A 15003-nucleotide genomic window follows, 5' to 3' on the forward strand; every position below is an offset into this window, starting at 1 on the left:
TGCCCGCTCTTATAAGTAATAATCGAAATCTTTTTCCGTACGCACTCTCCGCAATACGTGGAAAATGTGCGCCGGTATCTCATGCGGAGAAAGCTCGACGTAATTCCGCGGCCCCTCCCACAAAAAGCGTCGATCCGTAAGCTGATCGTGCACCTGAAAGGGCTCATGCGGATTCAAACTCAATCTTTCCATATCCAGGTTCACCCATCCAGACTGCTTATAAACCGGATCGAGATTCACCACTACAAGAACTGTATTCGTATCATCGATGCTCTTCTTGCTATAGCAAATCAGATACGGATTGTCCGTCGCATGAAATCGCAGTTCGTGGTTCGTCTGCAATGCGCCATTCTCGCGTCTGGCATGGTTGACCTTCGCAATCAGAGGCGCGATGCTTTTTGACGCATCCAGGTCCCACGATCTTAATTCATATTTTTCTGAATTAAGATACTCTTCGCTGCCTGCCTTTACCGGAACATTCTCCAGCAATTCAAAGGCTGGTCCATAGATCCCATAGCTTGTTCCCAGAGTAGCCGCGAGCACCAGACGCGAGATGAATGCTGGCCGGCCACCAACCTGCAATGGCTCGGGCAGGATATCGGGCGTATTCGGCCACAGGTTCGGCCGCAGGTATTCGCGGACCTGGGTTTGCGTCAGCTGCTCGAGATATTCGGTCAGCTCTTCCTTGGTATTGCGCCAGGTGAAGTAGGTGTAAGACTGCGTGAACCCGAGCTTTGCGAGCCGCTCCATCACCCGCGGGCGCGTAAAAGCCTCTGAGAGAAAGAGCACATCGTGATGCTTGCGCTTGATCTCGCCAATCGCCCACTCCCAGAAGGGAAAGGCTTTTGTGTGCGGATTGTCGACCCGAAAAATGCGCACGCCCTGCTCGATCCAGAACAGAAAGACGTCCCGCAGCGCGTCCCACAAGCCAGTCCAATCTTCGCTCTCAAAGTTGAGCGGGTAAATGTCCTGATACTTCTTCGGTGGATTCTCAGCATACTGAATCGAACCATCAGCACGCTTGCGAAACCACTGCGGATGTTCTTTCACCCAGGGATGATCTGGCGAGCACTGAAACGCGATGTCCAGCGCGATCTCGATTCCGCAGCTCTTCGCTTTCTCCACCAGACGGCGGAAATCTTCGAGAGTGCCGAGTTCAGGGTGGATGGCAGTGTGGCCGCCTTCTTTCGCGCCAATCGCCCATGGGCTGCCGACATCGCCGGGCTCGGCGGTTACTGAGTTGTTCTTCCCTTTGCGAAAACTCTGCCCGACAGGGTGGACCGGCGGTAGATAGAGAACGTCGAAACCCAGGCGCGATACATATTCCAGACGGGCTTCTACATCGCGAAAGGTCCCGTGCTTGCCCGGAGTGGGTGAACACGAACGGGGGAACAATTCATACCAGCTGGAAAAGCGCGCCTTCTCGCGGTCGACCTCGATACGAAGCTGGGGCTCGTAGTGTGTTTCAAGAGCTGTGTCCGCATATTGCTCCATCATTGTGGCGAGTGCCGGATCGAGGGCAATAGCCTTGGCATCTTCCTTTGCCGCCTTCAAGGCCTTGGCCCATTTATTCAGCTGGGTGGCGTCTTGGCCGGAGGCGCGACGGGCGGCCTGTTCCACCAGCAGACCGCCCGTCTGCAACTCCAGTCCCACATCCTGCCCTGCTTCAAAACGCTTCACCATGTCGCTGCGCCAGGTGTCGAAGTGATCGATCCGGCCTGCAATGGTATAGACGTAATATCCAGCTTTTGTAAGCTGGAATGAAGTACGCCAGCGATCATTTCCGAGCGGCTGCATTTCGGCGCTTTGCCATTCGGACTCGTCCTCATACCGGTAAAGCGCCCGGCATGACACATGATCGTGGCCGTCGGCGAATACGTCCGCCTCAACCTGGACGACATCACCAACGATACGATTAATAGGGAATCTTCCTGCGTCGATCTCTGGATCGACGTGCTCAATGACAACGCGCTTTCTTCCGTCTGCTGGTTTCGTCATGCGGAACTGGTCTTGCTGAGCTAGACACAATCAAGACAGATGCGAAATTAGCGAAACGCGTTCGTTTCGAATATGAAGAAAAAATTTAAGAAGTTGCGATGAACTTGAATCTGCCGCTAGTTTTCCTGCAGCAGGCTTGGCTCTTCCGGAGAGCGCAGCCGCACCAGACGGTCGATGGCGTAGGGAGCGCGATGTGTGTTGGTGTGATAGTGCCGAACCTGCAGCTCCCCCAGCAGCCCAATGGCGAGCATCTGGATACCGGCCAGAATCAGCACACCAGCAATCACGAACAGTGGTCCGTGCTGGTCCATCACATGCTGATGGGTGAAGAGTTTCAGCAACAGCAGGAAGAATGAAACCGCTCCGCCGAAGAACATGCTCAGTGCTCCGAAGCTGCCGAAGAAGTGCAGCGGGCGGGTCATGTACTTGAGCAGGAAACGAATCGTCAGCAGGTCGAAGAAGACGCGGAAGGTACGGCCAATGCCGTAGTGGGACTTCCCTTTCACCCGATTCACATTCTTGATTGGAATCTCACAGATGCTGGCGCCATACCATGATGCCAGCGCCGGGATGAAGCGATGCATCTCGCCGTAGAGCGGGATGTTGTGGATCACTTCACGGCGGTAAGCCTTAAACGTTGTGCCGAAGTCATGAATATCCACGCCGGAGAGCTTCGCCATGAGCCAGTTGGCGCAGCGCGAAGGAATGCGGCGCATCACGAAGTTGTCGATGCGTTCTTTCCGCCATCCGCTGACCACGTCGTAGCCCTCTTCGAGTTTGCCCAGGAATTTGGGAATCTCATAGGGGTCATGTTGCAGGTCGCCGTCCATGGCGAGGATGAAATCGCCCTGGGAATGATCAAACCCTGCGGCCAGCGCCGAGGTCTGCCCGAAGTTGCGGCGCAGCTTTACCACCAGCACGCGGCTGTCGACCGCAGCGATCTCTTCAAGAAGCTTATAGGTGCGGTCGCTCGATCCGTCGTCGACAAAGACCAGCTCAAAGCTGTCGCCCACCTGCTCCATGACGGCCTTCAGGCGGTCGTAGAGAGCGGTCACGTTGTCTTCCTCATTGTGGAACGGTACGACGATGGAATACTTCGGCATATCTCTCTATTATAAGCCGTTCGCTCTCAAAATGGCCCTTTTATCCCGATTTGGCAATGCTTAGCGCACATTCATGATTAATAAACTAGAGAATACGTCAAAGGGTGCTAGTATCATTGCGGTTCGGTTCCTCCCAGGATCGGCCCCTCCCATAATTGAACTTTTCCACCTCCTCCCCGTCAGGAACCGCACCTTCGGGAGGTTCCCATGCTTAAAGAGTTCGGTTGTTCGTCTGACTCCCTGCGGCGCGTAATTTTTCGCCGCGCGCCTGTTTATTTACTTGTGCTATGCGGATGGAACGCGGAGCGCGCACTCGCCGCAGTGGTTCCGACAGTCACCGTCATGCAAGTTTCGTCGTCCACTGTGCAATTACAAACCTCTGTTACTCTGACCGCGACAGTGACGGCCAGTGGCGCGCCGGTGACACCTGGACAAGTCCTGTTCTGTAACGCATCCGCTGCAAGATGTACGGACCTGGCGATTCTTGGCTCTGCACAACTCACCAGCAATGGAACGGCCAGCATCAAACTGAGGCTAGGCCCCGGCAGCCATGGCATCTATGCAAAATTCATGGGAACTATGACGTATGCAGGCAGCACGTCACAATCGGCAGTCCAGACTGTCGAGGTAACGGGCCACCTGCCCAGCACAGCCACTATTTCGAAATATGGCAATGCAGCTCCTTACACTCTTGCCGCGTCCGTCACGGCCTCCGGTCCTGCGCCGCCGAGCGGGACTGTTTCCTTTCTGGATGCCATGACCAATCGCCAGATCGCATCCGCTTCTTTCGACAGCTATACACTCAAATCCGGCTTTGCTGCACCGGTTGTATACAGCACGGGCACGTGGCCAAACGCGGTTGCGGTTGGCGATTTCAATCATGACGGCGTGCCGGACCTCGCTATTGCAAACTACTTTGTCGGTGAATCGGTAACTATCTTACTGGGAGATCCCCGTCATCCCGGACAGTTCCTGCCTCAGCAGACGTATGCGGCAGGCGTCTGGCCCATATCCATTGCAGTAGCGGACTTTAACGGGGATGGCGTTCTGGATCTGGCCGTTGCGAATGAGAACCAGGTAACTGGTCCAGGCTCAGTAAGCATTCTGTTAGGGGATGCCACGCACCCGGGGCAGTTTCTGTCCCAGGTTACATATGCAACTGATCTGGGTACGGATAGCGTCGTTGCGGGGGACTTTAACAGAGACGGTTTGCCTGACCTCGCGGCAGCCAATTATTTCAGTGGCGACCTGAGCATCCTTCTTGCAGACCCTGCACATCCCGGGCAATTCCTGCCTCAGCAGGTCATTCCTTTGAACGCTGCTAACCCGATGTCCATAGCGACAGCAGACTTCAATGGCGATGGAGTGCTTGATCTCGCCTTAGGAGGCAACAGTGACAGCGACAATATCAGCATCCTTCTGGGAGATCCTGCACATCCAGGAAATTTCCTCACCCAGGTGCAATATTCAGCCGGATTCACTCCTTACTATGTGGCAACCGGAGACCTTAATGGCGATGGGCTGCCAGACCTTGCAGTGGCAAGCTTTGAATTAACGTCGGGGGCGGAGATGCTGCACATATTGCTTTCTGATCCAGCTCATCCAGGCACGTTCTTGCCCCCAGTGAATTATCCGGCCCCTAATGTAAATTTCAACTCTATCGCCACTGGAGACTTCAATGGCGATGGAGTAGTCGATATCGCTGCCTCGATTCCTGATGCTTACCCGGGCATAGCCATCTACTCCGGAGATCCAATGCATCCGGGACTCTTTCTGCCCGCAGAACTCTTCCCGATTAACTGGGACGGCTTCAACATTCCCGGTTCCCTGGCGGTCGCGGATTTTAATGGTGATAGCTTAGCTGATGTTGCACTCACCCAAACTGCCGACGAAACCACGAGTATCTTCCTTGGCGCTTTTACCGCTACGGCAACCGCTCTGAACGTCAATCCCGGCAATACCAGCTACGTTTATGCCAGCTACAGCGGAGACAACAACTACTATGGCTACCAATCCTGCGAGATCAGTTTGACGGCCGGGTACTGGCCGGTCCAGCCGACGATCAGTGGAGTGACTGTGTCCAATATCACGCAGAACTCAGCCACCATCAGCTGGACGAGCGATGCCGCTACCTATGGCGGAGTCAACTATGGGACCACGACCGCCTTTGGGAGTAAAACCAGCTGGGTGAATCCGGTATCGGTGACACATTCCTTTGTCCTTTCGAATCTGAAGCCGGGAACTACGTATGACTATCAGGCCTGGTCGGTTGCATACTTCACAGGCTGCACCCACTGGACCGCTTTTTCTCCCACGGCCACATTCACTACAGCTGCGGCACAATAGGCAGAGTATTTTCCCGGACGAGATCATCCCTGCTGACACCATGTTGTCAGCAGGGCCACAGTACTCTCCTTTCATCCGTTGTTTTCGTCCATTAGAGGAGAGGACACATGCCGACAGAAACCGTCACTTCCACTATCGTCTGGTTTGAGATTCCAACCACTGACTTTCCCCGAGCCATCCGCTTCTACGAGTCGATTCTGGGCGTTGCTCTGCGCCACGAAGCGGAATGGCCCAACCTGGCTATCTTCCCCTATCAGCGTCCCGGCGTTTCCGGGGCCATTGCGTATGGCGATGGTCTTAAGCCATCGTCAGATGGCGTCACGATCTACCTGAACTGCGACGGCAAGCTCGACTCCGCTCTCAGCCAGGTCGAAAGCGCGGGCGGGGCCATCCTCGAGCCGAAGAACTTCCTGCCCGGCGTGGGCTGGGTTGCACAAATCCGCGATACGGAAGGAAACCGGATCGGACTGCATGCGACGGCTTAATATAGTCGCGTATGCGCCGTGCCGACCGGCTCTTTCGAATCGTACAACTGCTGCGCTCCGGGCGTCTTCAGACGGCCCGCAGCCTTGCCGAGAAGCTGCAGGTCTCTCCTCGAACGATCTACCGTGATGTGGAGGACCTGCAGCTTTCCGACGTTCCTATTACCGGCGAAGCGGGCGTGGGCTATACCCTGCGCCGGGACTTCGACATTCCTCCGCTGATGTTTGACCGTGAAGAGATCGCTGCCCTCGTTCTGGGCGCGCGTATGGTTCAGGCCTGGGGCGGCATGCAGCTTACCGAGGCGGCCAACCGCGCTATCCGCAAGATTGAGGCGGTGCTTCCGGTCGATGTGCGCGAACGGGTCGATGAGGTCCTGCTCTATGCGCCGGGATTCCGGGTCTCGACCAAACTCCGGGAAAAGCTGGACTCACTGCACGCTGCTGCACGGGAACGGCATATCGTTCTGATTGCCTATAACCGGGAGGATGGCGAGCCCAGCATACGCAGGATTCATCCGCTGGCTCTCTACTTCTGGGGAGGGACCTGGACCCTGGCGGCGTGGTGCGAGCTGCGCAACGACTTCCGCAGCTTCCGCGTGGACCGCATGCAGCACCTTGAGAACCTGGGGGAGGTGTTCACTCCCCGGGCCGGGCAGACACTGGCTGATTTTCTGAGAAGGGTAAGGGAAGAGCGGCCTGGATAGAAACTTCGGCAGGGGTACCCCCCTCCCCCTATGTAGCAGTTGGTTTATTTGTTTTCAATGACTTACGAGGGGGTGACCCCCTGCTATGTGATTGATTCTTCTATTGCTTGTGCACTACTCTAGTGTTTTCTTGTATTTAGCGGGGGGTCTGTTTTCTGGTTGTCCTCAGGCAGCGGTCTTTGGGCTTAGGGATGTCCGTATATTCGTGGAAGCAGGCAGCCGAACACTTGTGGTCCTCGATACTCTGTAGCGTCTCGATATGCATCCCGTCGGCCTCTGGCCGACTTCCCACGAGCTTTTCGATCCACTCAGGGCAGGTTTTTTCTGCTCGTGAGGGTCCTTCGACTCCGCGTTGCTTCGCTCAGGATGACATCTGTGGGAGATCTGTTCCCAAAAACATGAAAGCCCGCCCATAAGGCGGGTTTTTTCTTCCCTACTTTTAGTTTATCAATTTTGGCCGTAATACTATGCCAACTTTCTACTTTGAATTTTTACTTTAGTTTGTTAGTGTTACGGGATTTTATTAAAGTAGAGGGCTTGACAAGGCATTGAAGACATTCGGCGCGCTGCACGCGGACTTTCCGGTCCCACACTACATCCGCTCTTATGGTCCCTTCGACGGCGCTCAGGGCAAGCTATGGGGGCACCCTGTTCTGTGCCCCATCTTACATTTTAAAAAGTGAGCTTCAGGCTTAGTTGCACCTGACGCGGCGGGTTGGCGCTGGAGATGGTTCCGAAGTTTGTGTTGGAGACATTCGTGTTCAGCGTGCTGAAGTTGGTGCGATTCAGCGCATTGAAGAAGTCTCCCTGGAACTTGAGGACGAACCGTTCAGTCAGGGCAAAGTTCTTGCCGAGCGACGCGTCGAACAATGCCAGTCCCGGGCCGACGACTGTGCCAGTTCCGGCAGTGCCAAAGCGGCCTGCAGGAGCAGCGGTGTAAGGAGCGGTGTTGAACCAGTGACCGATGGTCTTCTGCTGTGCAACGCTGGAGGCGCCGGTAAAGTCAGCGCGGCGCGTTCCGGTGGGAGTAGAGCCGGTAATGGTGTAGTACTGGCCGGACTGAAGACGGGCGACGCCGCTCAACTGCCATCCTCCGACTGCTGTCTTCAGTGCGAAGTTGTGGCCTTCGAGTTTCGGCATCTGCCACACAAAAGTGCTGAAAAAGGCATTGCGGCGGTCAAATGATGTCGGGCCGTAGTTGTAATGGCGCACGGTCCAGTTCTCGCTGTTGTCGCCTTCACCGGAGGAGTCCGCCAAAGCTTTCGACCAGGTATAGCCGGCAGTCATTTGCAACGCGCCGGCGCGTTTGGAGACATAGGCCTGGAGCGCATTGTAGTTTGCAGTGGAATCGCTCCGTACCTGAGTGATGGAGGTGTATCCCGGGTAGGGCAGAAAGGCGTTGGTAGAAACGCTGGGATTGGCGGCAACCTGCGTGAGATCGGCGTAGTTGATGTTCGGCTGCCGGAGCATGTGGCGGCCTTCGGTGCCGACGTAGGAAATCTCGGTCAATAGGCCCCAGGGCATTTCCTGCTGCAGGTTCAGGCTGTACTGCGCAATGGTCTGGCTCTTGAGGTGGGGATCGATTGCAGATATGCCGCCGAGAGGAGCCTGCGACGTGGAGCCTCCGGTGATGTTGGAAAGATTGCCGTTGGTGTAGTTGGCAATCTGTAGAAATGGCGGAATGTTTACCTGCGAGAAGATGATGTTGCCTTCAGCGCGGTTGTAGAAGAGGCCGAAGCCGCCGCGGACAGTGGTCTTGTCGCTTGCCGAGTAGGCAAAGCCCACACGCGGGCCGACATTGTTCGATCCGGGATAGAGTCCGCGCGGCGCGCCTGCGGGAATGACGGAGTAAAGCGAGCCGTTGGCGCCGGGCACGCGGGAGACCTGGTCCTTGGGAACGCCGCTGCCTTCGCGAATCAAGCCGTTATAAGGATTGCCGGAGCCGGGGACGATCAGACCTTTGCTGTCATGCGTAATCTGCACGGCCTGCGATGGATCGAACCGCGAAGGATCGAAGTTGGTCATGTTGTTGGCCTGGGTGTAGATGGACTGCATGTACTGCCAGCGCACGCCCAGATCGAGGCTCAGTCTTGGATTGACGCGCCAGGTGTCCTGCACGAAGGCTTCCGGCTGCCAGAAGCGGAAGAATCCGGTGGGGTCGGCGCTGGCTTCAGAGTAGGAGCTGAAGTTGCCGAGCAGCGCATCGGCGAATGCGTAGCCCGTTGTATTGGGGTTGCCGCTGGAATTGAAGTTGATGTTGCCGGTGTAGTAGGAACGGCCGTTCTGATCTACGCGGTCGCGGATCAGCACTGCTCCGGCGCGGAGAACATGCGCGCCATGAGTCCAGGAAACCGTGTCGGCAAACTGAATGTCAGTAGTGGGAGAATGCAGGGCAAAGTTCGGTCCCTGGAATCCGGCAAAACTGGTAATCGTGACATAAGGAATACCGTTTGGATACCGCGCTCCGCCGAACAGCAGCGGATACTGGAACCCGTAAGTGCTGCGCTGCCACGCAGTGCCGTAAGGAACGATGTTTTGCGACACCCAGCTGGTGTTCACACGCGCCTCATTCACAAAGTTCGGCGTCGGAATCCATGTCTCGGCGAAAAGAATGCTCTCTCCCGGGCGGTTGCGCGTGGTTGGAGTGGTAGGCAGGATGCCGCTATTCGAGAATGTGCCGAAGGGATCGATGAGGGTATTGGCGTCCTGCAGCCAGCGGCCATACAGGAAGTTCTTGGGGCTGAAGACGTAGTCGAGACGCACGATGTCTTCGCGATAGTTCAGAGGGTTGAGAGGGTTGAGCGTCACGTTGTTGGCTACATTCGCATCGTTAAATCCTGCTCCGGTCTGCGCCATCAGGGCATAGACGTTGGCGATGGCCCGTCCGTCCGGAGTGATCATTTGCGAGATGTTGTTATTGGGGATCGGAGTCTTCGTGCCCGGATAAAAGAGCTGTGTCTTGGGCAGCAGGGCGCTGAGGTCGCCATTCTGAAACGCGGTGTCGGGAACGGTCATCTGCTGTGTGGTCTGGTTCTGGCGCAGGCGCTTCCATTCTTCGCCTACGAAGAAGAAGAGCTTGTTTTTGAAGATGGGGCCGCCGAAAGTGTATCCGAAATCGTTGAAGTGCAGAGCCGTATTTTTCTTGGCGAAGTAGTTGGTCGCATCGAGATCGTTGTTGCGGAAGTATTCAAATGCAGAGCCGTGAAACTGGTTCGTTCCGTTCTTGGTGACGATGTTGAAGGTGGGACCGGACATGCGTCCGTACTCTGCGGAGGAGTTCGATGTCTGCAGCTTGACTTCCTGGATGAACTCCGCGCTGATGTTATTCATCAGGCTGGTATTGCTGCCGGCAGGCATGTTGTAGCCGCCGTCAATGGTGAGGTTGTTGCTGTCGGCGCGGTTGCCATTGAGGTTCTGATTGTTCGCGGCAAGACTCGTGGTCACGCTGAACTGGTCAGGGTTAGTGACTACGGCCCCGGGAACAAGCGTCATCAGCTGAATGTAATTGCGGCCATTGAGTGGAAGATTGGCTACCTGCTTGGTATCGATGACGCGCGACAACTCGCCTGATGTTGTATTCAGCGATTCAGTATTTGTTCCCTGAACTTCGACGGTCTGGCTGGTGCTGCCGACGACCAAAGTGAAGTCGGCTGTCACGCGTCCATCGGCGACCAGGCCCAATCCGCTGCGCGCTGATTTGCTGAAGCCTGACTGGTTGATCTCGACGCTGTAGGTTCCGATGGGCAGCTCAGTGAAAACATAGAACCCTTGCGAATCGGTGACGGTCTGCCGCGTTAACTCCGTGTCGGCATTTTTGACCGTGACCTGCGCGCCCGCGAGCACGCTGCCATCAGGCGCGGAAACGGTGCCGGAAATTCGACCGAAACTTGTCTGCGCAATAGCGGAAGTGGAAATGACCAACACCGCACATGCGAAAACACACGCCAAGAAAAGCCTGTGTATTCTGACTTGCATATTTCTGTACTGCCTCCTCGTAAAGTAATCAAACGATTCAGTGCTCGCTCGATGGTGCGCGAACTACCATAGGAGTAAGTACAGGTCTCCAAAAATGACTGTCAATAAATGAGGCTGTCCACTATACCGCCAAGCGGGACGCATGTTTCTTTTCCGAAACCAAGGAATTGCTCAGCTTGACGAGGATCAGGAGGCGATGCTCCGCGTTGCTCTCTGATGGCCTGGGGCAGAACCGAAGTCCTGCCCCGCCGGAGAGTGTTGCTTAAAAAGTCAGTCGCGCACCCACCTGAATCAGGCGTGGACTCGCAGCAGATGTGATCTTGCCGTTGAGAGTTGACGCCAGGTTTGCAGTGGGAGTGCTGAGACTTACCAGGTTGAAGGCGTTTGTGGCTTCGCCGCGCAACTGCAAAGTGAATCTTTCAAAGCTGATGTTGCGGAATATTCCCAGGTCAATATCTCTGTAACCAGGCGCGCGGAGGTAATCGCGCGGCGTGTTGCCGTCGGCGCCATATGGACCGATGCCGAGTGCTGGGCCGTTATTCGCGAACGCATCGATATTGAACCACTCGGCTGCAGCAGCAGGACGGCTTCGATGAGGGTTGAGGAACGGGTTCTGTCCGTAGACCAGGTTGGGCCGGTTACTGTTCGCGCTGTCAAAATTCCTGTTTGTGCCGGTAGCAATGTTGACCGGCTGACCGCTGTAAAGAGTGGTGATGGTCGATACCGTCCAGCCGTTGGCGAGCTGCTTCATGAAGGAGCTCCCGCCCTTGTAGTAATTGAGATTCCAAATGCCGGAAATGGTAGCCATGCTGCGCCGGTCATTGTCGGTCGGGCCTCTCTCTTCCCACAGGTTGGCGAAGTCCTGCGCGTATGCCTGGCCGACAGCCGATTCATTTGCACTTTGTAATGAATGGCTCCATACATAGAAGCCGTTGAGCATGAAATTGTGCGTCAATCGCCTTTGAACAGAAACCTGGAGCGAATGATACGAGGCAGTCTGGTTGGAGATAAGAAAGACGTTCTGACCGAGGACACCAGGATCATAAGGGCGACGGGAATTGATGCTGTCCTGCGACGTGCTTGCTCCTGGCGCATAGGGAGCATAGTTGCCGTCAATCATCATGGGAAGGTGGTGCGACAACGTGCCTACATAGGCCAGCGTAGCTGTGAACTGGCCCGGCAACTGCTGCTGGACTGAGGAACTGAGCTGGTAAACCAGGGGCCATTGAAAATCTTTTGAAATGGTTTCAATGCTGGCCGCTGGGAGAAAGCGCGGATTCGACGGAGAGTAGTTGTAGGGGAAGGGGTCTCCGTTAGGGAAAGAAGCAGGATTTCCGTAGACGTTGGTGAGCGACGCGATGGAATTAAAGCTCTGACGAACAGCAAATGGCTGCGCATTCGCCGGTTGATTCCATTGGTTGCCGCTTACGGCGCCGTAGAAAACACCTGCAGCGGCATGGACTGCTGTTGTGCCATTTCCGAATGGGTCCCACGCCAGACCGACACGGGGAGAGATGTGGTGCCAGCGTGTGTCCACGATGCCGCGAGTCACTCCCTGGTCACCCGGGAAGAGCATGCCCAGAGGCGCGCTGGGCACCACGGTAGATTGCACGTTGGGAACAAAAGTCGCGGTAAGATTTGAAGACTCTACCGGAGGGAGATCAAGGTCCCAGCGCAATCCCAGGTTTGCTATGAGCCTTGGAGTAAGCCGGTAATCGTCTTCAACAAACAATGCCGTATGCCAGTCGCTCAGGAGCCCATGATAGGGCGTGTCCTGCTCCATGCTGGCGACCTGGCCAGTGACGAAATCAGCGAGGGCATTCCCGGTTGTTGTCGGTGCGGAAGTCTGAAAGCTGAGCACGCCGAAGTTGCTCAAGGTTCCCACAAACATGTTCTTGTCCAACGCCAGTTCCCCGCCGAAGTTGAGCGAGTGCTTGCCTCTGGTCATCGTGACCAGGTCGCGTAGGGAGTAGAAGTCCGTGGTGGACACCGGTCCCGCAAGCGCTCCGCCAACGCTGAAGTATCCTGACACATTCAGCTGCGGCAAAGACTTCGGCCCCTGAATCGTGTAGCTGGATCCAAGATCTCCAAGGGAAACTTCCGGAAGGTTCACACGCCCGCCTGCCACTCTCGTAAAGTTGAACCAGGTCTCGTTGGCAGTTGTGGGGCCGAAGGTGTGAACATCGCTGATGTTCGCATTCTGCTGTGTGGAGTAGGACTGATTGATGCTCCAGGGCAGATTGCCGCCGCCATAGGCATTCTGCTTGGTGTTGAGATAGAAGTAGGTCGCGGCCAGATGGTCCTTAGTGCCGAGGGCCTGGTCGTATTTCCCAAGATATTCATCCTGGTTTGTCGGACCGGTGAAAAATCCTGTCCAGGCATTATTTGCGCTGTTCGGCAGAGGAATGTATTTGCCGATGATGTTTGCCGCCGTGGGATCGAGCAGAGCAGAAGGAACGCAGCCCACCGTGGCCACCTGGCAGTTAACCGAACTGTTGGTTCCCTGCACCGGAGTCTTCGTGCCCGGATAATTCGGAATCACCTTCGACTGCGTGAAGTCGCCCTGGCGCTCGAGCGCAGTAGGCACGACACCGCCGCTGAGGAACTGGCCTACTGTTTGACGTAATCCGGCATAGCTGAAAAAGAAGAAAGCTTTATCACGCATGACTGGGCCGCCAACCGTACCGCCGAACTGATTGCGATGATATGGCGGATTCAGAGTCGCATTCCATGGAGTCGCGTTCAGCGCCGTGTTGCGCACGAATTCAAACAAGGATCCGTGAAACTGGTTTGTCCCCGAGCGAGTAACAGCAGTTACGACAGCGCTGGATAAGCGACCATACTGCGCCGAAAAGTTGCTGGTCTCCACGCGGAACTCTTCGATCGCATCCGGATTGGGCAGCGGGTTTCCGTAGTTGCGGATGCCGGTCATGTTGATGCCGCCATCGAGATAGAAGCTGACCATCGGAACACCGCCGTCAATGCCGCCATTGACTACTACCTGCGTAGAGGGCACGCCAATCTGGAAGTTGGGGGTACCGCTGGGATTCGTGTTGGGGCTGGCACTATTGGATTGCACGCCCGGCGTGAGGGAAAGCTCCGCATATGCATTGCGATTGACCAGCGGCAGCCCGATGATTTCTTCCGGCTGCACCGTTCTACCCAGTGTTGCGGAATTGGTATCGAGAATGGGAGGAGCTTCTGACACTGTAACCGTCTGTGTTTCTCCGCCGACGGACAGAGTGATGTTCAATGCCTGCGTTTGATCCACCGTCAGGACAATGTTCTGCTGCACAAATTTCTTGAAGCCGGACTGATTCACTTCAACGTTGTAAATGCCAACAGGAAGATACTGGATGTAATAGCTTCCTTCGCTGTCGGTTACAGCCTCGCGTGAGAATCCGGTAGCAACATTTGACGCTTTCACTGTTGCTCCAGAAACTACTGCACCCTGCTCGTCCTTTACATTTCCCCGGATAGCACCGGTAATCTGCTGGGCATAAGACGGAGCGACAACCAAATTAACAAACAGAAACACTGCTGATGCGAGAACGCACCTGGAAAAAAGAACAAGAGTTCGCATGTACTGCCTCCCGGGCTAAATCAAGACAAGCAACTGCCTTCGTCCGCTGCAACTCAAGCCATGCGCAGACCATATTAGGAGTAAGTACAGGTCTCAAAAAATGACTGTCAATAAATGTGCCAGTCGACTATACCGCTCGGCGGGACATGTGTTCTTTTTCCGGAAATTGTGGTTCGCTCAGCGGTACGCGCACTACATTGCAACAGCTACAAGTTGATGGACATGCGACGGGCGTTCGACTTCCTTCAACATGAAATCGGCAACGTCGGCACGAGAGATGAGGAATCCTCCATCAGGAAGACGGCCATCGACTATGCGATATTTCTGCGTGCGCTGACCATTTGTAAGGCGCGGCGGACGCACGATGGTCCAGTCGAGAAAGTCCTTACTGACGGCTGCTTCCATGCCAGCAGCATCGGGAAGAATATTTTTGAAGATAGAGCTGCGCAGAATTTTTCCAAGAAAGAACATCTCCGGATAAAGAAACGATGTGGAAACCAGCAGCACCCGCTTTACTCCGGAGATGCGCATGGCCTCCGCTACTGCCTTGCCGAAATCGCGGCGCGTTGTTGTGACGCGCAGCGTTGCGGGCCCGAATGCTGAGAGAACGGCGTCGTGCCGTGCCATCACCTGCGCGAGCTGATCGGCATCGAGCAGATTTCCCTCGATGATATTCAGGCGTTCATGCGTGAGAGTGATCTTTTGCGGAGAGCGGACGAAGGCTGTCACTTCGTGTCCGCGCTCCAGGGCAAAGCGGAGCAGGAATTGTCCGATTCCGCCAGTCGCGCCGAGTATGAGCAGTTTCACGGATT

The 15003-nt window shown here is 55.5% G+C and carries 8 protein-coding genes; 3 read left to right on the forward strand and 5 right to left on the reverse strand.

Features of this window, described 5'->3' with window-relative positions; all coding sequences use genetic code 11:
* Positions 1–9: 9 nt before the first annotated feature.
* The gene (locus tag AC5S16_RS04290) at positions 10–1998 is read right to left on the reverse strand and encodes an alpha-1,4-glucan--maltose-1-phosphate maltosyltransferase (protein ID WP_493928793.1); all 1989 of its coding nucleotides are present in this window, start codon (positions 1996–1998) and stop codon (positions 10–12) included.
* A gap of 116 nt (positions 1999–2114) precedes the next feature.
* A complete protein-coding gene (locus AC5S16_RS04295) occupies positions 2115–3101 on the reverse strand; it encodes a glycosyltransferase family 2 protein (RefSeq protein WP_493928794.1) in 987 nt (328 codons plus the stop codon).
* A 207-nt stretch (positions 3102–3308) separates the two neighbouring features.
* On the opposite strand from AC5S16_RS04295, the gene AC5S16_RS04300 reads away from it, so the two are divergent.
* The 3 genes from AC5S16_RS04300 to AC5S16_RS04310 all read left to right on the forward strand — a co-directional run bounded on the left by AC5S16_RS04300 (position 3309) and on the right by AC5S16_RS04310 (position 6633).
* Complete coding sequence (locus AC5S16_RS04300; protein WP_493928795.1) at positions 3309–5447, forward strand: FG-GAP-like repeat-containing protein; 2139 nt, start codon at positions 3309–3311, stop codon at positions 5445–5447.
* Positions 5448–5554: 107 nt separating this feature from the next.
* Positions 5555–5932: a VOC family protein gene (locus tag AC5S16_RS04305; RefSeq protein ID WP_493928796.1), complete on the forward strand. Its 378-nt coding sequence runs from the start codon at positions 5555–5557 to the stop codon at positions 5930–5932.
* An 11-nt stretch (positions 5933–5943) separates the two neighbouring features.
* Entirely contained in the window at positions 5944–6633 is a 690-nt protein-coding gene (locus AC5S16_RS04310) for a helix-turn-helix transcriptional regulator (protein ID WP_493928797.1), read from the forward strand.
* Between the two features lie 672 nt (positions 6634–7305).
* Here AC5S16_RS04310 and AC5S16_RS04315 read toward each other — a convergent pair.
* From AC5S16_RS04315 to AC5S16_RS04325, 3 genes are all read right to left on the reverse strand, one after another.
* On the reverse strand, positions 7306–10557 hold the full coding sequence (locus AC5S16_RS04315; RefSeq protein ID WP_493928798.1) for a carboxypeptidase-like regulatory domain-containing protein: 3252 nt from the start codon (positions 10555–10557) through the stop codon (positions 7306–7308).
* 313 nt (positions 10558–10870) lie between these two features.
* Positions 10871–14191, reverse strand: a complete 3321-nt coding sequence (locus AC5S16_RS04320) for an outer membrane beta-barrel protein (RefSeq protein WP_493928799.1) — start codon at positions 14189–14191, stop codon at positions 10871–10873.
* A gap of 192 nt (positions 14192–14383) precedes the next feature.
* A complete protein-coding gene (locus AC5S16_RS04325; protein ID WP_493928800.1) occupies positions 14384–14998 on the reverse strand; it encodes an NAD(P)-dependent oxidoreductase in 615 nt (204 codons plus the stop codon).
* Positions 14999–15003 lie beyond the last annotated feature (5 nt).

The sequence above is a fragment of the Acidobacterium sp. FHG110202_01 genome, assembly GCF_059115305.1.